The 18,293-nt window shown below is 61.8% G+C and carries 18 protein-coding genes; 10 read left to right on the forward strand and 8 right to left on the reverse strand.

Annotation, left to right across the window (positions count from 1 at the left end; genetic code table 11):
- Positions 1-140: 140 nt before the first annotated feature.
- The 4 genes from pdxA to K6M89_RS23010 form a co-directional block, all read right to left on the reverse strand.
- Complete coding sequence (gene pdxA, locus K6M89_RS22995; RefSeq protein ID WP_097583727.1) at positions 141-1,127, reverse strand: 4-hydroxythreonine-4-phosphate dehydrogenase PdxA; 987 nt, start codon at positions 1,125-1,127, stop codon at positions 141-143.
- 29 nt (positions 1,128-1,156) lie between these two features.
- Entirely contained in the window at positions 1,157-2,290 is a 1,134-nt protein-coding gene (locus K6M89_RS23000; RefSeq protein ID WP_222141109.1) for an iron-containing alcohol dehydrogenase, read from the reverse strand.
- A 336-nt stretch (positions 2,291-2,626) separates the two neighbouring features.
- The gene (locus tag K6M89_RS23005) at positions 2,627-3,814 is read right to left on the reverse strand and encodes a sialidase family protein (protein WP_222141110.1); all 1,188 of its coding nucleotides are present in this window, start codon (positions 3,812-3,814) and stop codon (positions 2,627-2,629) included.
- Between the two features lie 11 nt (positions 3,815-3,825).
- Positions 3,826-4,731, reverse strand: a complete 906-nt coding sequence (locus tag K6M89_RS23010; protein WP_222141111.1) for a dihydrodipicolinate synthase family protein — start codon at positions 4,729-4,731, stop codon at positions 3,826-3,828.
- 323 nt (positions 4,732-5,054) lie between these two features.
- On the opposite strand from K6M89_RS23010, the gene K6M89_RS23015 reads away from it, so the two are divergent.
- From K6M89_RS23015 to K6M89_RS23045, 7 genes are all read left to right on the forward strand, one after another.
- Complete coding sequence (locus K6M89_RS23015) at positions 5,055-6,692, forward strand: ABC transporter substrate-binding protein (RefSeq protein WP_222141112.1); 1,638 nt, start codon at positions 5,055-5,057, stop codon at positions 6,690-6,692.
- Positions 6,693-6,819: 127 nt separating this feature from the next.
- Positions 6,820-7,776, forward strand: coding sequence for an ABC transporter permease (locus K6M89_RS23020; RefSeq protein WP_097583729.1), 957 nt, complete (start codon positions 6,820-6,822; stop codon positions 7,774-7,776).
- A gap of 2 nt (positions 7,777-7,778) precedes the next feature.
- Positions 7,779-8,738, forward strand: coding sequence for an ABC transporter permease (locus tag K6M89_RS23025; RefSeq protein ID WP_222141113.1), 960 nt, complete (start codon positions 7,779-7,781; stop codon positions 8,736-8,738).
- Positions 8,735-9,742: an ABC transporter ATP-binding protein gene (locus tag K6M89_RS23030; protein ID WP_222141114.1), complete on the forward strand. Its 1,008-nt coding sequence runs from the start codon at positions 8,735-8,737 to the stop codon at positions 9,740-9,742. The genes K6M89_RS23025 and K6M89_RS23030 overlap by 4 nt, the downstream gene beginning before the upstream one ends.
- Entirely contained in the window at positions 9,742-10,734 is a 993-nt protein-coding gene (locus K6M89_RS23035; protein WP_097583674.1) for an ABC transporter ATP-binding protein, read from the forward strand. The genes K6M89_RS23030 and K6M89_RS23035 overlap by 1 nt, the downstream gene beginning before the upstream one ends.
- The gene (locus tag K6M89_RS23040) at positions 10,731-11,795 is read left to right on the forward strand and encodes a four-carbon acid sugar kinase family protein (protein ID WP_097583676.1); all 1,065 of its coding nucleotides are present in this window, start codon (positions 10,731-10,733) and stop codon (positions 11,793-11,795) included. The genes K6M89_RS23035 and K6M89_RS23040 overlap by 4 nt, the downstream gene beginning before the upstream one ends.
- Before the next feature lie 24 nt (positions 11,796-11,819).
- On the forward strand, positions 11,820-12,584 hold the full coding sequence (locus K6M89_RS23045) for a FadR/GntR family transcriptional regulator (protein WP_011427504.1): 765 nt from the start codon (positions 11,820-11,822) through the stop codon (positions 12,582-12,584).
- Positions 12,585-12,713: 129 nt separating this feature from the next.
- On the opposite strand, the gene K6M89_RS23050 is transcribed toward K6M89_RS23045, so the two are convergent.
- Positions 12,714-12,983 (reverse strand): hypothetical protein, encoded by a 270-nt coding sequence (locus K6M89_RS23050; protein WP_222141115.1) that lies wholly within the window; start codon positions 12,981-12,983, stop codon positions 12,714-12,716.
- 174 nt (positions 12,984-13,157) lie between these two features.
- Entirely contained in the window at positions 13,158-15,140 is a 1,983-nt protein-coding gene (locus tag K6M89_RS23055; protein WP_222141116.1) for a protein-L-isoaspartate(D-aspartate) O-methyltransferase, read from the reverse strand.
- Between the two features lie 317 nt (positions 15,141-15,457).
- On the opposite strand from K6M89_RS23055, the gene K6M89_RS23060 reads away from it, so the two are divergent.
- A complete protein-coding gene (locus tag K6M89_RS23060; protein ID WP_222141117.1) occupies positions 15,458-15,706 on the forward strand; it encodes a hypothetical protein in 249 nt (82 codons plus the stop codon).
- A gap of 48 nt (positions 15,707-15,754) precedes the next feature.
- Positions 15,755-16,018 carry a hypothetical protein gene (locus tag K6M89_RS23065; RefSeq protein WP_097583731.1) on the forward strand — a complete coding sequence of 88 codons (264 nt, stop codon included), beginning with the start codon at positions 15,755-15,757 and terminating at the stop codon, positions 16,016-16,018.
- A gap of 133 nt (positions 16,019-16,151) precedes the next feature.
- Here the strand turns inward: K6M89_RS23065 and K6M89_RS23070 are convergent, their stop codons facing one another.
- A complete protein-coding gene (locus tag K6M89_RS23070; RefSeq protein WP_222141118.1) occupies positions 16,152-16,874 on the reverse strand; it encodes a metallophosphoesterase family protein in 723 nt (240 codons plus the stop codon).
- A 10-nt stretch (positions 16,875-16,884) separates the two neighbouring features.
- Positions 16,885-17,691, reverse strand: coding sequence for a nucleotidyltransferase family protein (locus K6M89_RS23075; RefSeq protein WP_222141119.1), 807 nt, complete (start codon positions 17,689-17,691; stop codon positions 16,885-16,887).
- Between the two features lie 358 nt (positions 17,692-18,049).
- Between K6M89_RS23075 and K6M89_RS23080 the strand changes: the two genes are divergently transcribed.
- The gene (locus K6M89_RS23080) at positions 18,050-18,280 is read left to right on the forward strand and encodes a hypothetical protein (protein WP_222141120.1); all 231 of its coding nucleotides are present in this window, start codon (positions 18,050-18,052) and stop codon (positions 18,278-18,280) included.
- Positions 18,281-18,293 lie beyond the last annotated feature (13 nt).

Raw genomic sequence — 18,293 nt, forward strand, 5'->3', positions numbered from 1 at the left:
GCGACATCATGCCTGTCCGGCAACATGCGTCGGTGAGCATGCACGAACCGCCGTCTCTTCGGTCTTATTCACAAGGCGGTAGTAGAGGATTCCGTTTTCGCGAGGCGTGGGCGCCCTTCTTGTTTCCTCGGACGCTCCGATCACATCTCCCGCCGCGGTGAGCGCGCCATCAACCGGGCATAGGCAATGGCCGAGAGCATGTTGACATGGTTGGCCTTGCCGGTGCCGGCGATGTCGAAAGCGGTGCCGTGGTCGACCGAGACGCGGTCGATCGGCAGACCGAGCGAGACATTGACAGCGGTTTCGAAGGCGACGAGCTTGATGGGGATGTGGCCCTGATCGTGATATTGGGCGATGACGAGATCGAAGGCGCCATTATAGGCGCGAGCGAAGACCGTGTCGGCGGAGATCGGGCCGACGACGTCGATGCCCTTCGCCTGGGCCTGCTCGACCGCCGGCGCCAGGAATTCCATGTCCTCGGTGCCGAACAGGCCATTTTCGCCGCAATGCGGATTGAGGCCGGCAACCGCGATGCGCGCCTTTTTGCCGAGACGCAGGAAATGATTGTGGCCGGCTTCGATGGTCGCCAGCACCCGCTCGGTCTTGGCGCGCTCGATCGCGCCCTTCAGCGAGATATGGGTCGAGACATGGATGGTGTTCAGCCGCTCTGAGGCGAGCAGCATGAAGGAACTTTTCGAACCGGTGAGATGGGCGAGCAGCCCGGTATGGCCGTCATGGTGATGGCCGGCAAGGTTCATCGCCTCCTTGTTGATCGGCGCGGTGACGATGACATCGGCTCGCCCGGACATGGCAAGATCGACGGCGCGGGTGATGTAGCGCACCGACGCATCGCCGGCGACGGGGCTGACCTTGCCGATCTCGGGCAGGGCCGCGCCGAGCGGAACTTCATCAACGGCAATCCTGTCATCGCCGGGGGCATCGGCAGGCTCGAATTTCAGACCGGTGCCGCTGACGCGGTCGGCGCGCTCCAACGCTTCGACATTGCCGACGATGACGAAATCGCGGCGCTCGTCGCTCGGAAGAGCCGCCAGGGCCTTGACGATCACCTCGGGGCCGACGCCGGCGGGATCACCGAGCGTGACGGCGACTTTCGCATTCCTGTCCATCATCAAGTCCCTTCTGAAAACCGTGCCGCCTAAAAGGCGGCTGCGTAAATCGAACGAATGTCGGCGCGGGTGAGATCGCGCGGATTGTTGTCGAGCAGGCGCCGGATGGCAAAAGCGTCGTCGGCCATGGCGTCGAGATCGCTTTCCGGTACACCGAGGCCTGACAGTTTCATCTCGATGCCGAGTTCGGCGCAGAAAGCGTAGGCCGCATCGAAGACGGATGTCGTGTTGTCCGAGGTTTGACGCCCAAGCGCTGCCATCACCGCTTTCGTCTTCTCAGGCACAGACGGCGTGTTGAAGGCGAGAACATGCGGGAAGATCAGCGCATTCGCCGCGCCATGCGCCACATGCCAGCGCGTGCCGAGCGGATAGGCGAGCGCATGGCCGCCGGCGGTGTTGACCGGACCGAGGCAGAAGCCGCCGTAAAGCGAGGCGAGCGACAGGCCGGCGCGCGCTTCGGCATCGTTGCCGTCCCTGACGGCGCGGGCGAGATATTTGCCGACCAGCCGCGTTCCCTCGATCGCATAGATGTCGACCATCGGATGAGCCTTGCGGTTGGTGAAGGCCTCGACGCAATGTGCCATGGCGTCGATGCCGGTGGCGGCCGTGGTGCGGGCCGGCACGCTGAAGGTCAGGGCCGGATCGATGACGGCGATGTCGGCCAGCATGTGCAGGCTTTCGACGGCAAGCTTCGCCATCGTCTTCGGATCGGTGACGAGCGCGCGGATGCCGGCCTCGCTGCCGGTGCCCGATGTCGTCGGCACCTGGGCGAGTGCTGCCTTGCGCGGCCCATGCACCTTGTTCGGGCCGACGACGTCATGCAGCGTCTGCGCCGAGCCGGCAAGAACGGCGGCAAGCTTTGCCAGATCCATGGCGCTGCCGCCGCCGAAGCCGACGATCAGCTCGGCGTCGGCGCCGTTCGCCGCCGCCAGGACTTTTTCGAGGTTGGCCGTATCCGGCTCGGGCGTCACTTCGGCAAAGACCGTCACCTCGCCCTTTAGTTGCAGCAGGTCGATGCGCGCGGCATTGAAAGCGTCGGAGATGATGAGCGTGCGCCTGAAACCCTTTTCGGCAGCCCATTTGCCGAGCTTTGCCGCCGTGCCGATGCCGAATTCGATCAGGTGCGGCCGAACGATGGTGATTGGCGAATCCAAGCTGGCCATGAACCAGTCCTCCTGCAAGATCTTGCGGCGATAGTGTCACCCCATTTATTGTAAAGTTGTAAGATCAATGTCAAGCCGGCATTCCTCGCCGGGGAAAATTTTATCGCCGAGCATGCCGTTCCAGGCGATCAAGTCGTGTGAATATAGGATTGAAAAACAAATACTTGGTATATTTATGATGAGGCGGCAGTTGAAAGATGAGCCGCCATCGTGCCGGTGGCGGAGAGCCAAAATTGTTGTCAAATCCCGGCGCGGGCCGCCCGATCGCCTGGTGCCCCGCATCCTCTCACGCGGAATCGAAAAGCCGATTTTACAATTTCTAGGCCGGCAGCTTGCTTACGGCAGCACTTGTGGGGCGAGCCTCACATATTTGATGGCGCGCCGGTAATAGGTGTAGGCGACATGGAGCGTGCCATCGCTGCCCTGGATGACCGAGGGGTAGGAGAATTCGCGGTTCAGCGAATCCTTCGAATTGTTGCTGAGGCAGAAGCCGTCGCCGGTATCGAGATCGATGCGCTGCGGAAAGGCCCTGCCGCCATCCCTCGATATCGCCAGGCTAAGGGGCGCGCGGGGAACACCCCAGACCGCCTTGCGGCCCGCATCGGCAACGATCGCAGCGCTCTCTCCAGCCGCGTCACCCTCGATTTCGTCGTAGAGAGACTGACGCCGCGCATCCGACATGGTCGCATTCGAATGGTTGTAAACCATTGCAATCATTCCATTATCCAGAACGGTGGCCTGGATTGAGGAGTTGTTGTTCGGCAGTTCGGTCGGCACGGGCGGGCTCCAGCTTTCGCCGCCGTCCGCCGATCGGCTGGAAAGTATAGTTTCGGCGAAACGATTGCGGTAGAAGGCGACCATCTCGTCGCCGCCGAGCGGCAGGATGTTCATGTGCACGGCGCCGATGCTGTCTGGAACATCGACCCTTTGCCAGTTCGCGCCGCCGTCGCGCGAGATCAGCACCGCTGCCGTATCGGCGTCGCCACTCCAGCGTTGGCCCTCAAGGCCGACGCAGCGGAAGATCGGCAGCAGCCAGTCGCCGCGGTCGTTGACGACGATCGGTTGGCGGACGAAGGTACCGGGGCTGTCGCAGAGGATTTGGACCGGGCCGAATGTCTTGCCGCCGTCATCGGATATCCGGCATTTGACAATCGAGCCATCCTGGTTGCCGGAGGTCTGCGATGTGTAGAGCAGCCATATCTTTCCGTCCGGAGCGTTGAATATCAATGGGTTCTGCTCGGATTTCTCAGGATCGTCGCTCATCTTTTCCGCTGCCGACCAGCGATCGGAGCCCGGCGCCAGCCGCGACATGTAAATCGAAATGTCGCCCATGCCCTCCATCGTGCCGCCGAACCAGACGCAGGTCAGCGTCCCGTCCGGCAGAAAGGCGAGATTTGCTGCATGGTTCTGGATGCAGGGCGAGGGCAGGTAGGCATCGGCGCGGCCTGCGACAGAGGGGTGAGGGGTGACGGTCCCGGTCATCAGAGCGGGCACGGCTTCCGGAGGCAGGCCGGTAAATGTCATGGCGAATCTCCTCAAGGCAGTTTGGCGTAGCTGTCGGCGAGTGCGGCATGATCCGCCTCGGTGAGCGGCATCAGCGGCGCGCGCGTGCGCTTCCAGGCGGGATTGCCGGTCTTCAGCCCCACCATTGCCTTGATGGTCGGGATCTGGACGTAGGAGTTGGAAAGCGTGCGATAGGCGTTGATGCGCGCCTGCGCCGCCTCGACATCGGCGGCGCGCGCCTCGTCATGAAAATGGTCGTAAACGGTGCGGAGCGAATCCGCCACCAGATTGGAGGTGGCGGTGATGCAGCCGGCGCCGCCGGCCTTCATCAGCGGCAGCAGCAGCGGATCGGCGCCGGCGAGGACAGAAAAGCCGGGATGAGCGGCGATGATGGCCTGCATGTTATTGAAATCGCCGGCCGATTCCTTGATGCCGACGACGGTTTCCGGGAATGCCGCAATCAGCCGGCCGATCAGCGGAATGGACAGCGGAATGCCCGAAACCTGCGGGATATGATAAAGGATGACCCGCAGGCGGGTGTCGGCGACCTTTTCCAGCACTTGCGAATAGGCAGCGAAGAGGCCGTCGTCGGAGACGCCCTTGTAATAAAAGGGCGGCAGCATCACCACCTTGGTGACACCGAGCGACAACGCGTGCCGTGTCAGTTCCACGGTCTCCGGAATGGCGACGACGCCGGTGCCCGGCAAAAGCCTGTCGGCCGGAATGCCGGCCTTCACAGCCGCTTCCAGAATGGCGCGCCGCTCGCTACAGGAGAAGGAATTGGCCTCACCGGTCGTGCCGAGCAGGGCCACGCCATGACATCCCTCGGCCAGCAGCTGCCGGCAATGGTCGGTGAAAAGCGCGAAATCCGGCGTGTTGTCAGCCGTCAGCGGCGTTGCGGCCGCGCTGAAGACGCCGGTGATCCTGTGATGGCTCATTTCTCCTCCTTCGGTGCGTCCTGGCTTGGCGATCCGTGTCCGAACCGCGCGACTGCGCCCGATTGTCATGCATCTGTCTGCGATGGAGTGCTAAGAACTTTTCCATCGCGGCACTTTTGTCAAGAAGACAAAATGGCTTGATCTGAAACAGGAAATTTATCTTATTGTAATTATTGTTATTTTTTTAGAGATAAATTTTGCTCGAATGAAAATCGCGATTTTTTGTTGACATATTTACAATAACGAGAGAACGATAGGCGACGGATTGTGCTGCGCTTGGCAGCGCGGGGAGAGCGCTGCCGATTTCACCTGGGAGGAATGCCATGTCTTTTGATCAATCGGATAAAACCAATCTATCGCGCCGCAACGCGCTGAAGCTCGGCCTTGCCGCCAGCGTCGGGCTGACCGTATTCGGGATGAATGCCCGCATCGTGCTCGCCGACGAAGGCCAGGTCCTGAAGGTCGCCCATCCGGCCTTCGACCAGGACTGGTCGCCGCTGCGCGGCGGCGGCAGAACGTTCCGCTGGAACTCGATCTGGTGGGCTTCGCCGATGTATTTCGACAGTCAGGGCAATATCAAGCCCTACGTCTTTACCAGTTGGGAATCGGCCGACAACACCGTCTGGACCTTCAAGATCGACCCGAAGGCCGTCTTCTCCGACGGCAGCAAGATCACCTCGGCCGACGTCAAGGGATCGTGGGAAGTCGCCTCGATGCCGAACACCAAGAGCCAGCGCGCCGACCAGGTGCTGAGCAAGGTCAAAGGCTACGCCGAAATCGCCGCCGGCTCCGGCAACGAGCTGACCGGCGTCGCGACGCCCGACGAGGGGACGGTGGTGGTGACGCTGGCTGCCGCCGATCCGATCTTCTTCATGCGCCTTGCCAACCACATCGCACCGATCACCAAGGCATCGCAGTCGCGCGGCAGCGACGGCGAGGAAATCATCGACTGGTACAAGCCGGAGAACAAGCCGGTCTTCTCCGGCCCCTTCAAGCTGACGGCCATCGATATCGATGCCGGCAAGATCACCTTCGAGCCGAATGAGAACTTCTTTGGGCAGAAGCCGAAGCTTGCCCGCATCGACATCACCTCGATCGAGGACAATGTCACCGCAACATCGCTGATCAAGTCGGGCGAGTTCAACGCCCATACCGAGCTCGTCACCTCGACGATCATCCAGGATCTCGGCCCGGAATTCTCGGCCGGCCCGCTGATCCCGACCAGCCAGCATTTCTGGTTCAACATCTCCCGCGCCCCGATGGACGATCCGAAGGTGCGCCAGGCGCTGATCATGGCGGTCGATCGCGACAGTCTGTTCAAGGCGTCCTACCCGGATGGGCCGCACAGGAAGGCCGACCAGATCCTCAATTCGGTTCCCGGCGCCGACAATTCCGGCTTCGAGCCCTTTCCCTATGATCCGGCAGCCGCCAAAAAGCTGCTTGCCGAATCGAGCTATGGCGGGCCCGAGCGCCTGCCGAAGATCCTGTTCGTCGGCATTTCGGCGCCGGCCATTCAGGCCGCCGCCCAGTTCATCGCCGAGCAGTGGCGCCAGAACCTCGGCATCACGGCCGTCGACATGAAGCCGCAGCAGGACTCCTATTCCGGTCCGGATCAAAACTCGGTCCAGATCTTCCGCGACGACGTCGGCACCCGTGTCCCGGACGCCGTTTCCTATCTCACGGGCAGCATCGCCTCGACCTCGTCGAACGCGCAGAACAAGCTCGGCGGATACAAGAACGACAAGGTCGACAGCGCCCTTGCCGAAGCGGCGACCAAGGCTGCGGATGATCCGCAGCGCGTTGCTCTCGCCCAGCAAGCCCAGAAGGCATTCCGCGAGGATTGGGCCTTCATTCCATGGTATTCTCAGGCGATGTCGCGCTGGGCCACCAAGGAGGTCAAGGGACTCGAGAAGAACCTCGACTGGCAGATCGCCGAACCCTGGAACATCTCCATCGGCTGATTGGGAATTATCGTTCCTGGCAATAAGCGCGCGAAGGCTGCAAGGCCTTCGCGCAAGTTTCAAGACGAAGAGATGCGATCTGCCTGGCTTGAGGACGGACCGCATCGACAACAGGTGGGAGGTGGCCTTGCTGCGCTACGTGCTAACCCGGTTTGCCATCTGGATTCCGTCCGTTCTGGTGGTGATGCTGGCCGTTTACGCGCTGGCCTTCTATGGCGCCGGCGATCCGATCAAGCTGATTTTCCTGCGCGCGCCGGGCGACGTCGCCTATAATCCGCAGCGCATCGAAGCCATCCGTGAAAGTGCCGGCCTCAACAGGCCCTTCATCGAGCAGTTCGGACTTTACATCTGGAACCTACTGCACGGCCAGTTCGGCAATTCGCTGACTTCGGGCCGCGCGGTCTGGGCGATGGTCTCGGCCGCCGCACCCGTCTCCTTCCAGCTTGCCCTCTGTTCCATCATTCTGACGGCCCTCGTCGCAATCCCGCTCGGCATGATCGCCGCGCTGAACCAGAATTCCCGCCTGGACTACGCCATTCTCGGCTCGGCGCTCTTCCTCTGGGCGATCCCGGCCTATGTCGCCGGGCCGCTGCTGATGGTCGGCCTGATCGTGCTCTTGCCGGGTGCCAGCGTGCCCTATGGCTGGGGCGGCATCCTCGATGTCCGCATCCTGCTGCCGCTGTTCGTGCTGTCCTTCCAGCCGATCGCTTTGATCGTGCGCCAGACCCGGGCCGCCGTCATCGAAGTGCTGTCGGAGGATTTCGTCCGCACGGCCCGGGCCAAGGGCGTGCCGGAGATCATCGTGGCGCTGCGCCATATCCTGCGGCCGGTGCTGACGCCTGTCGTGACGCAGCTCGGCCTGATCATGATCACCATCGTCAACGGCGCGATCTTCGTCGAACTGGTCTTCGGTCTGCCGGGGCTCGGACGCCTGACGGTGCAGGCGCTGATCAATTCCGACTATCCCGTCATCCTGGCGATCACGCTGATCGGATCGTTCCTGGTGATGGTGTCGAACCTGCTGGTTGACGTGCTCTATCCGCTGCTCGACCCCCGCGCCAATGATTCAAGAAGGAGCCGCTGACCATGTCCGCAATCCCTCTTTCCCCCACCGAGACCATCGAGGAACCGCCGGTCAACCTGTGGCGCGATGCGTGGCATCGGCTGCGTCGCAACAAGCTCGCGATCTTTGGCCTCATCGTCGTCCTGATCCTCGCCTTCACGGCGGTCTTCGGACCTTATCTCACGCCTTACGACTATCTGAGCCAGGATCTCAATGCCCGCAACGCGCTGCCGTCGATGAGCCATCTGTTCGGCACCGACGACCTCGGCCGCGACGTCTTCAGCCGCGTGGTGTTCGGCACGCGGACCGCTTTCCTCGTTGCCGTCATCGTAACCTTCTTCGCGGTGTTGATCGGCCTGACGCTGGGCGCAGTGGCCGGCTTCTTCGGCAATCCCTTCGACCGCGCCATCATGTGGCTGACCGATGTGACGATGTCGGTGCCCAACCTGCTGCTCGTCGTCGTCATCAACGCCTCGCTGAAATCGCCGATCACCCGCTGGATGGAGGCGCGCTACCTCGAGACCCTCAATCCCTTCTACCGCCAGACGATCTGGGTGGATTTCATTCTCGTCTTCGGGTCGATGGCGCTGATATCCTGGCCGCCCTATGCCCGCCTGGTGCGCGCCCAGGTGCTGTCGATCCGCAGCCGGCCCTATATCACCGCCGCCCAGGCACTCGGGCTTTCGAACTGGGTCATCATCAAGCGTTATGTGGTGCCGAATGCACTCGGGCCGCTGATCGTCTCGGTCAGCGCCGGTCTCGGCACGGCGATGGTGCTGGAAAGCGCCTTCAGCTTCCTCGGCGTCGGGGTCAATCCGCCGACGCCGAGCTGGGGCAACATGATCTCGGACGGCCTTCGCGTCTGGCAGCATTATCCGCATCTTCTCGCCGCTCCGGCGGCCGTGCTCGGCCTTGCCTCGGTTGCCTTCAGCTTCCTCGGCGACGGCCTCAACGACGCGCTCAATCCGCGGGGCAGCAAATGATGGACACGCAAAAGAGAGAACGCCTGCTCGATGTCAGGGGGCTTACCGTCGAGATCGATGGCCGCAATGGCCCGGCCGTCGTCGTCGACGGCATCGATCTCCATGTCGACAAAGGCGAAACCTTGGGCGTCGTCGGCGAATCCGGCTGCGGCAAAAGCCTCACCATGCTGAGCCTGATGCGGCTTCTGCCGAACAAGATCAAGGTCGCCAAGGGAACGGCCACCTTCGCCGGCCGCGACCTGCAGACGATGTCGAATGCCGAGCTGCGCAAGGTGCGCGGCGGCGATATCGGCTTCGTCTTCCAGGATCCGATGACCTCGCTCAATCCCGTCATGCGCGTCGGCGACCAGATCTGTGAGCCGCTGATCTATCACCGCAAAATGAAGAAGGCGGAGGCCCGCGCCCGCGCCGTCGAACTCCTGCGCCTCGTCGGTATTCCCGGCCCGGAAGAGCGGCTGCAGGCCTTTCCGCACGAGCTTTCCGGCGGCATGCGCCAGCGCGTGATGATCGCGATCGGCCTTGCCTGTAATCCCAAGCTTCTGATCGCCGATGAGCCGACGACGGCGCTCGACGTCACCATCCAGGCCCAGATCGTCGATCTGGTGAAGGATCTGCGCGCCAAGCTCGGAATGTCCGTCGTCTGGATCACCCACGATCTGGCATTGATCGCCGGCCTCGTCGATCGCGTCGCCGTGCTTTACGCCGGCACGGTCGTCGAGGACGCCCCCGTCGACGAGCTCTATGCGCGGCCGAGCCATCCCTATACGCGCGGCCTGCTCTCCTCGATCCCGAAACTGTCAGATCCGCCGGCAAGCCGGCTGAGCTCGATCGGCGGCACGCCGCCGGAACCCGGCCGCCGGCCGAAGGGCTGTCCGTTTGCGCCGCGCTGCCCGCTCGTCGAGGCGATCTGTCACGAGAAAGTGCCGCGACTCGAACCCTTGAGCGGCAGCAGCAATCATCGCGCCGCCTGTTTCGTCGTCCAGAGAATGCAGGAGGCCGCGTGATGGCTGCGCAACCGCTGCTCAAGGTCGAGAACCTGGTCAAGCATTTCCACGTCAAGCTCGGCGCTTTCGGCCAACGCTCGGCAACCGTCTATGCGCTCGACAATGTCGATCTCGACATCATGGAAGGCGAAACGCTGAGTCTCGTCGGCGAATCCGGCTGCGGCAAATCGACGACCGGCTTCACCATCCTCAACCTCTACAAGGCGACCAGCGGCAAGGTGGTCTACAAGGGCCAGGATCTCGCCAAGCTTGATGAAAAGCAGATGCGGCCGTTCCGCCGCGATCTGCAGATCGTCTTCCAGGACCCCTATTCGACGCTCAATCCGCGCATGACGGTGGGCGAGGCGATAGGCGAGCCGATCCTCTTTCACAAGCTGTGCACCAAGGCCGAGCTCAAGGAGAGGGTGGCGACGCTGCTCACCGATGTCGGCCTGCCGACACGGTTTGCCCAGCGCTACCCGCATGAGCTTTCCGGCGGCCAGCGCCAGCGCGTCGTCATCGCCCGGGCGCTCGCCTGCCAGCCGAAATTCATCGTCTGCGACGAGGCGATCTCGGCGCTCGACGTGTCGATCCAGGCGCAGATCATCAACCTGCTGCTCGATCTGCAGGAGAAATACGGCCTGACCTATCTCTTCATCGCCCATGACCTTGCCGTGGTGCGCCACATCAGCACTCGCGTCGGCGTCATGTATCTCGGACGGCTCGCCGAACTCGCGACCCGCGAGGAACTCTTCGACAACCCGCTGCATCCCTATACGAAGGCGCTGTTGTCGGCCGTTCCGGAGACCGATCCGGAGCATGAGCGCACCCGTCAGCGCCAGATCCTGCAGGGCGACGTGCCGAGCCCGCTGAACCCGCCTTCCGGCTGCCGTTTCCACACGCGCTGCCCGATCGCCATGGATGTTTGCAGCAAGGTCATTCCTGCCTGGAAGGAAGCCAAGCCCGGCCACCTCGTCGCCTGCCACGCCGTCAATACGGGTGAGATCGCATGACGCTGAAGGCCGCGATCATCGCTGACGATCTGACGGGGGCGCTCGATACCGGCACCCCCTTCGTTGCGGCCGGCCTCTCGGTCGCGGTCGCCGTCGATGTCGGAGCGGCGCAGGATGCGATCGCCACCGGGTGCGATGTCGTCGTCGTCAATACCGCCTCGCGCGCCCTTGGCGAGCGCGATGCCGCCGAAAAGGTCCGATCGGCGGCGAAGGTGTTTCAGGACGTGCAGCCTGACGTCGTCATGAAGAAGATCGACTCCCGGCTGAAGGGCAATGTCGCGGCCGAAAGCCTGGCGCTTGCGGATGCGCTCGGCCTGAAGAATATCCTCGTGGCGCCTGCCATTCCCGATCAGGAGCGCCTGACCTACCGGGGCTGTGTCGTCGGCCGCGGCGTCAACAGGCCGTTGCCGATTGCCGATCTGTTCGAGAGCCGCGCGGACAATGTTGTCGTAGCCGATGCCGAGGACGATACCGATCTCGATCAGATCGTCGCCGGTCATGTCTGGCTGACGACGCTTGGCGTCGGTGCGCGCGGCCTCGGTGCGGCATTCGCCCGCCGGCTCGGCGAAACCGGGCGGCGGCTGGTGACGGAATTTACGCCGACGCCGCGCACGCTGTTTGCCTTCGGTTCGCGCGATCCGATCACCGCCGCCCAGATGAACCGGCTCGAAGCCTCCGGCGCCTTGCGCGTGGTGGTGGACGCGCCGATGGGGCAGATCGAATGCGGAGAGGGCCTGGCGCTGCCGGTGCTGCTACGCTGCACCGGCGACATGGCGGCCGATGCGGCGCTCGTTGCCGGTGACTTTGCGGCCGGTGTCAAAAGGGTGATCGACGATACGAGGCCCGATATGCTGATGGTCGGCGGTGGCGATACGGCGCTGGCAATCCTCCACGCCCTTGACGTGAAGGTGCTCACGCCGAAGGGCGAAATCGAGGCCGGCATTCCCTGGTTCGATGTGACGGCCGCCGACGGACGGCCTTTTCGGTGCGCCGTCAAGTCAGGGGGCTTCGGCAATTCCGATAGTTTGCTAAGACTGGTTCTTCGGAATCAGGCGGCGTAGTAAAATACCGTCAGGGAGAATGACGTGACTGAAGCGAATGGCGAATCTTTGAACGCGGAAGCCGGCCCACCGGGCAAGCCCGAACGCGGCAAGGCCGTCAAGCTGGTCGATCGCGTCTTCGACCAGCTGCTCGAGCGGATCCGCGGCGGAAACTATCCGCCGGATTCACGCCTTCCCGGCGAACACGAACTTGCCTCGATGCTCGGTGTTTCCCGGCCGATCGTCCGCGATGCACTGGCGCGCCTGCGCGACCAGGGCATCGTCTATGCCCGCCAGGGGGCCGGCACCTTCGTCAGCGCCCATGGTTCACCGACGACACAGCTTGCCTATTCGCCTGTTAAGACCATTGCCGATATTCAGCGCTGCTACGAATTCCGCCTGACCATCGAGCCGGCCGCCGCCTATTTCGCCGCCAAGCGCCGCAATGAGCAGGCGATCCAGAAGATCGCCAGCGCCCTTGCGGACCTGCGCGAGGCGACCAGCCATCAGCTTCACCGCACCGATGCCGATTTCATCTTCCATCGCGCGGTGACCGAGGCTGCCAACAACCATTATTACACTGCCTCGATCGATGCATTGAAAGCGCATATCGCCGTCGGCATGCATCTTCACGGCCTCTCCTTGCTCGGCCCCCGCCAGGGGCTGGAACAGGTCTACGAAGAGCATAACGCCATCTACAAGGCCATCGCCGATGGCCGGGCCGACGATGCGCAAAGGCTGATGAAGGCACATCTCGAAGGCTCCCGGGACCGTCTGTTCGAGGGCAGGGTGCTCGACTTGTCCTTCTGAAGAGGAATGGGGAGCGGGTTTGCGCCGAACAATGCATGGCGCGGATCGTCGCTTGCCGCCGCGACGCAGGGTCGTCGTGGTCCGGCACAGAGCTTTGGTAGGCCGACGGGCTGATGATCGCTCGGTACGCTATGGTCTGAGGTGACCCCAGGACGGATCCCACGCGACGTCTTCGACAAGATCGACGAAGATCGGGGCACCGTTGGTGTCGCGATGGGTTTCAGCCAGCCTGAAGGCTGCTTCGGGTTCCATTTCCTCGCCGGGAAAGATCGTATCGTCCTGGCCCGTGTCTGCGACCTTGCTGACATATCCCCTGATCTGGTTTCCCGATCGATAGAGCTTGACGATCAGCGACCCGGCTGGGACGGGGCCTGCGGAATAGCTGACATATTCAGGCATGTCTGCCGCCTCCTCGTTCGTGCTTCATACCAGTGCGCCGGTCCTGATTTCGCGGCGCCTCCGCGTCAGGCGATAACAAGATGCTTCACATGGATCTGCTGGGGCGATCAACCACCAAACTTGCGGATGCGCAGAGAGTTCCCGCTCTATCGCGTCGATCGATTCCCCCTCGCTCTAGAAACCGAAGGGGAAGGTTTCCTGATCGCCCGTACCGGACTGCCGAGCGATGAGAGGCGAAAGCGCGCGCGTTTCATCGAACCAGAGGAAGGCGTCGTATTGCCGCGACAGCGATGCCGACATGTAGTGGCTCAGCCGCTCGGTTTCCGGCCTGTAGATCACCCCTATGAAGCGCTGAAGCCGCTGTTCGACCAGGCTTGCGTGCAATTCCTCATCGGCCCTGAGGTCGAGAAGAAATCGCGGCTTTGCCGTGTCGTGACATAAACGCTCGCAGCTCTGCGGGAGCGACGGGTTCATCTGTTTCGCCTCCGCCTGCCCGTCCCAATCGTCAGCGGCGATTACCTCGCCGCAATGTGTTCCCAGACCTACGAGGCTTGTCATCTCGTTGAAGCGCTGCCGGCATAGCTGACCGAGGCTCAGTTCGTCGCGGGCGGTTGCCATATCCGTGTAGCGGGCGTCGCCGATGTGGGAGTTGTGAGCCCATATGATGATCTTTGCCGCTGGTCCGTGAAAGTCGAGAAGATGCTCGACGGTGTCGGCCATATAGGTGTCGCGCAGGTTCCAGGCCTGGGCACCGCCGTAATACATAATGCGATAATATCGTTCGGCGGCGGCGAGCAGTCTTGCGGACTGGACGGCGTTTAGAAAATCATCGTCATCTAAGGCCGCATTATCCAGCGATCGCGTCAAAAGCTCCGTGCATTGCTTCAGCACCGCATCCTCGCATGATCGATAGGCTTCGGTCAGCACGGCCCGACCATAGGTCGCGGGATTGCTCTGCCAGGGACTGAGGCAGCCATAGCGTTCCCTGGCAATCTTTGCGGTTTCCGGGCTGACATTTTCGAGATAGTCGAGGACGGAGCGGATCGATCCGGACATATTATAGAGATCCAGGCCGTAAAACCGCACCGGATCCTTGTGCGACGCTTTGCGCCGTTCGTTTTCCTCCTTCATCCAGCCGATGAACCGCGAAAACTCCCGGTTCCGCCACATCCACTTGGGAAAGCGGCCGAACGGCTGTCTGTCTCCCGGTGCCCGACCATTTATCCAGTGGTCAATGGCGGCCGCATCCGGCCAATCCGCTTCGACTGCAATGAGATTGAATCCGTGATGATCGATAAGATGCCGGCTGATGGTAGCCCGCGTCTCATAAAATTCGGCGGTGCCATGGGTGGATTCACCAAGCAAAACGATGCGGCTGTCGGCAAAACGATCAAAAAGGGCGGCAAAGCTGTTGTCGTCGATCGAGGAAAATTCTTCAGCCGCGGCCGAGATGAGTTTGCTGTATGTTTCCTCTGTGCGCGATGACGGGGCTGTCGCCGTATACATCGGATGGGTGGTAGTCCAGGCATCCTCGCCGATCAGCGGGACGAAAAGGACGCCGCCCAGATCTTCCTCCTCGAAGGTGGATGCCCCCGTGCGCGTGATGCGTTTCAGGCGCTGTTCGTCGCTGCGGCCGACCGGGATGATGAGCCGCCCACCGAGATCCAGCTGCTCCTTCAGGCCGGCCGGCACCTCGGGTGCGCCAGCAGAAACGATAATCGCGTCGAAAGGAGCGGCGTTCGTCCAGCCCTTGCTGCCGTCGCCCACTCGGACGTCGAGATTGCGGTACCCCAGCTTTTCAAACCGTTCTCTGGCTTGAAGCGCCAGCCGTTCATGGCGTTCGATGGTATAGACGTGCCTGGCGATCCGGCTGATGAGGGCCGAGGCGTAGCCGGAACCGGTTCCGACCTCGAGGACCTTGTCGCCCGCACCCAGATGGGCCTTCTCGATCATCAGAGCGACGATGAAAGGCTGCGAGATCGTCTGACCCTCGCCGATCGACAAGGGCGCATCCTCATAGGCGAATTCCTCGAAGCCCGGATCGACGAATTTCTCGCGCGGCACTATGCGCATCGCCCTGATGACGCTTTGATCGCGAATGCCGCGACGCACGACATGGTGTTCCACCATGTGGTCTCGCAGGCGGTTCATATCCATGGGATCACCTCCGCTCCAGGAGAAAACAGCCGAAAGCAGGTGGTTGTTCCGAAGCAGCGGCACCGATGGCCCGGGTTCGTTAGCCGCCACGGTATTCCTACGCACCGCATCGCTGCGCCCGTCAGCACGGCATCGATTTCCGACACGCGCCTGAGGCGGTATCGAACGTCTCCGCGCTGTCCGGCGGATCGCGGACCATTTGATGATTCAAGTGGAGCGCTGAACGAAAGCGGGATCCTGCGATCAATTTGCGACGTGCAGCAGCGGAACTTAGTGTGAAGAGCGAAGTTGGACAGGCATCAGCAAGAGGCGCGCCCATGTCCAGCAATTCGCTTGTCAACGAACCGGTCGAAGATCTCGCCTCCCGCCTGGAGACAATGACGGATGACGAACTGTTCGGGACCATGAACGATCTGGAAAAAGCGAGCAACACTGCCGAGGAAGCCGACGCGGTAGAAGAGATTATCTCCCGCATTGCTTTGGCCGAAAGCGAGATCGAGCGGCGCTATCCCGGTCGACTGCTCGCACCGTATCGCGAGTGGAAGCAAAGGCAACCGCTGCTGTGACTGTTGCGGGCCGGTTTGCGCCACAAAAGACAACCGATGGAGATTTCGATGAGCAGTTCCGAGACAACGACGGACCACAGAAAAATTCGCAAATGGGCGGAGGACAGGAAGGGCAGGCCGGCGGCCATCCGGACCGGCGGCAAAGGCGGCGTCCTGCGCATCGATTTCGGAGAAAAGGAAGAAGAATTCGACGAGATCGGCTGGGACGAGTTCTTCAGAATCTTCGACAAAAACAAGCTTGCCTTTCTCTACCAGGATGAGACCAAGGATGGAAAGACAAGCCGCTTCAACAAATTCGTCGAGCGTGACTGAGCGCCTTGACGCGGCGATCGGATCGCCGCGTTCCTGCTGAGGACCGTTGTCAGTTGCGGCCAAGAGCCCGGATCCGCCATCTTCGATGCGGGCGCGGCCAGCACGTTTGGCCGCTGCCCTCGCTTGAAAGCGGTCAAAGCTCGAGCAGAGCGTACGGTCTCCCGGTCGGCTTCTCGACATGGGCGGCGACGTTGTAGACCGGTGCGCCGCCCGGTGTGCGGCCCTCATAGGATCCGCGATGGGCATGGCCGTGAACGACCGCATTGACCCGAAACCGGTCGATGGTTTCCGCAAGGCGTGAAGAACCGAGAAAGGGATAGATCTCCAACGGTTCGCCTGCCACGGTTTCGGCAATGGGGGCGTAGTGCAGCACGACCAGGGAGCGATCGGAACGCACCTGCCGCATGGCGTTTTCCAGGCGCATCGATTCCCCGACGCTTTCGGCGACCATCGCCTTGATGGCGGCTTCGCCGAATGAACCCAGCATATGGCGCCCGAAGCCGCCGGCAAATCCCTTGACGCCAACGAAACCGACACCGGAGATCTCGGCTGCATGGCCGTTCAGCAATTTGACGCCGGCGTCAGTCAGAATTTTGCAGACGTCATCAACCTGACCGCTTTCGTGATCGTGATTGCCGAGGACGGCGACGGTTGGCACGGTGCAATGGCGCAGATCGCTGGCAAGCAATTCGGCCTCCTTGGGCCTGCCGAGATCGGTCAGATCACCGGCAATGACCAGGACATCGGCGACCGAGGAAATTTCGGCAAACAGATCCTTATAGGATTTTGCCCCATCCTCCGTCACATGGAGGTCGGCCACCGCCGCAACCGTCACGCTCTTTCGCTGATCATCCATCGCGTTTCTCCTAATCGCCTCGCAGTTCACCCTCGCCGCCGACATCGGCAAAGCCCCATTCCTTGACGTCGATCTCGAAATCGATGCGGGAATACATCCGGCCTCGGCATATTTTCATTTGCGGCAGGGGCAGTTCCTGCTGCGCCTTAAGGCGGTCCAAAAGCTCCTCCAGCAGCCACCGGGGAATCTTGTCCCGCTCGGTCGGGTAGATCCACCTGAAATTGAGGACATGGATGAGAAGCACCTCCCAATGCACCTCGAGATAAGCGAGCAGTTTGCGCCAATCGATGGCATCATGGGCCTTCAAGATGACATGCGCGACATCGGCGCCATCATAACGGTGTCTCAGCTGGACAAAACATTTCGACCAGACGAGTTCGGTGGGGCTGACGATTCTGACCGTGTGACCGCACATTTCGACCCTGCGTGCATCGTCGAACCAGTCGTCGCCGACTGGCATGGTTCCGTTCGAGGAAGCAAAGATCACATCAAAGAAGTGATTTCCCTTCAGCACTTTTCCAAGCCAGCGCTCGTCCTCGACTTCGACCCTGTAACCCTTCGATTTGAAGTGACCCAGGATGCGAGCATAGTCGCCGGCCTTGCAGAATATGTCGAAATCCTTCGTCTGGCGCGAGATGCCGGTATAGGCGCAGACGGCGTAGGTACCGGCGACGAGGAAAGGGATGCGGGATTTGACGAGCTCCTGAACGACTTCGGTAACGAACGGCTCGGCGGCCGGATCGATGAGTTGCGGAACCGCCTTCGCTTTGATCAGCACATCATTGTCTCTGCCGTGTCCGGCTGTTCGCGCGGTCATCGTCGATTCCTGCGTTGCTACGCAAAGCAACACATGGAGTCGTTCAATGTTCCCAGTCCTTCGTTCGAGGCAAAACGTGCCGGATCAATCCGGAACTTCGCTACCTCCGTGTCGTTCGGGCCATGAGACGCGCGTCCGCTTTCGAGGAAAGCTTTCCGAACCGAATTGGAGAATGTCATGGACAGACGAGCAAAAATATTGACCGGCATAAACGACAGGCCGAGAAATGAGACCGTTACCGGAAGCTGCCCCGGCATCCCCTACGACAGCGGCCGGATAGTCGATCTGACCGAGGAAATCAGACGCACGAAAGCTTCGCTTCTGCGTGATCGGCTGGACGATCTCAAGGACAAGCTTGATGAGCGGGTCGATCTGCCGCAAAGGGGCGCGCCGTGGCGAGGTGAGGAAAGGCGGCCCCTTCGCCTCGGGAGCGGGCTACGAGAATGAAAAGCCGCCGTGGCGGATGATGATATTCGTCGTCACGATTTTCCTCGTCGCCTGTCTGGCGGGCTTGGCCTTCATGCTGGCGACGCACTCCGGCGAACCGGATGAGAAATCGCCCGGGCCGATGACGGAGCGGGCGCGATAAGCGAGGGATAAAG

This window comes from Rhizobium croatiense (assembly GCF_019793465.1).
GTDB classification, from domain to species: Bacteria; Pseudomonadota; Alphaproteobacteria; order Rhizobiales; family Rhizobiaceae; genus Rhizobium; species Rhizobium croatiense.

Excerpts from the sequence above, each read along its gene's own strand:
- pdxA (WP_097583727.1), bottom strand. The coding sequence starts at position 1,127 with ATGGACAGGAATGCGAAAGTCGCCGTCACGCTCGGTGATCCCGCCGGC.
- K6M89_RS23000 (WP_222141109.1), bottom strand. The coding sequence starts at position 2,290 with ATGGCCAGCTTGGATTCGCCAATCACCATCGTTCGGCCGCACCTGATC.
- K6M89_RS23005 (WP_222141110.1), bottom strand. The coding sequence starts at position 3,814 with ATGACATTTACCGGCCTGCCTCCGGAAGCCGTGCCCGCTCTGATGACC.
- K6M89_RS23010 (WP_222141111.1), bottom strand. The coding sequence starts at position 4,731 with ATGAGCCATCACAGGATCACCGGCGTCTTCAGCGCGGCCGCAACGCCG.
- K6M89_RS23015 (WP_222141112.1), top strand. The coding sequence starts at position 5,055 with ATGTCTTTTGATCAATCGGATAAAACCAATCTATCGCGCCGCAACGCG.
- K6M89_RS23025 (WP_222141113.1), top strand. The coding sequence starts at position 7,779 with ATGTCCGCAATCCCTCTTTCCCCCACCGAGACCATCGAGGAACCGCCG.
- K6M89_RS23030 (WP_222141114.1), top strand. The coding sequence starts at position 8,735 with ATGATGGACACGCAAAAGAGAGAACGCCTGCTCGATGTCAGGGGGCTT.
- K6M89_RS23035 (WP_097583674.1), top strand. The coding sequence starts at position 9,742 with ATGGCTGCGCAACCGCTGCTCAAGGTCGAGAACCTGGTCAAGCATTTC.
- K6M89_RS23040 (WP_097583676.1), top strand. The coding sequence starts at position 10,731 with ATGACGCTGAAGGCCGCGATCATCGCTGACGATCTGACGGGGGCGCTC.
- K6M89_RS23050 (WP_222141115.1), bottom strand. The coding sequence starts at position 12,983 with ATGCCTGAATATGTCAGCTATTCCGCAGGCCCCGTCCCAGCCGGGTCG.
- K6M89_RS23055 (WP_222141116.1), bottom strand. The coding sequence starts at position 15,140 with ATGGATATGAACCGCCTGCGAGACCACATGGTGGAACACCATGTCGTG.
- K6M89_RS23060 (WP_222141117.1), top strand. The coding sequence starts at position 15,458 with ATGTCCAGCAATTCGCTTGTCAACGAACCGGTCGAAGATCTCGCCTCC.
- K6M89_RS23065 (WP_097583731.1), top strand. The coding sequence starts at position 15,755 with ATGAGCAGTTCCGAGACAACGACGGACCACAGAAAAATTCGCAAATGG.
- K6M89_RS23070 (WP_222141118.1), bottom strand. The coding sequence starts at position 16,874 with ATGGATGATCAGCGAAAGAGCGTGACGGTTGCGGCGGTGGCCGACCTC.
- K6M89_RS23075 (WP_222141119.1), bottom strand. The coding sequence starts at position 17,691 with ATGACCGCGCGAACAGCCGGACACGGCAGAGACAATGATGTGCTGATC.
- K6M89_RS23080 (WP_222141120.1), top strand. The coding sequence starts at position 18,050 with ATGAGCGGGTCGATCTGCCGCAAAGGGGCGCGCCGTGGCGAGGTGAGG.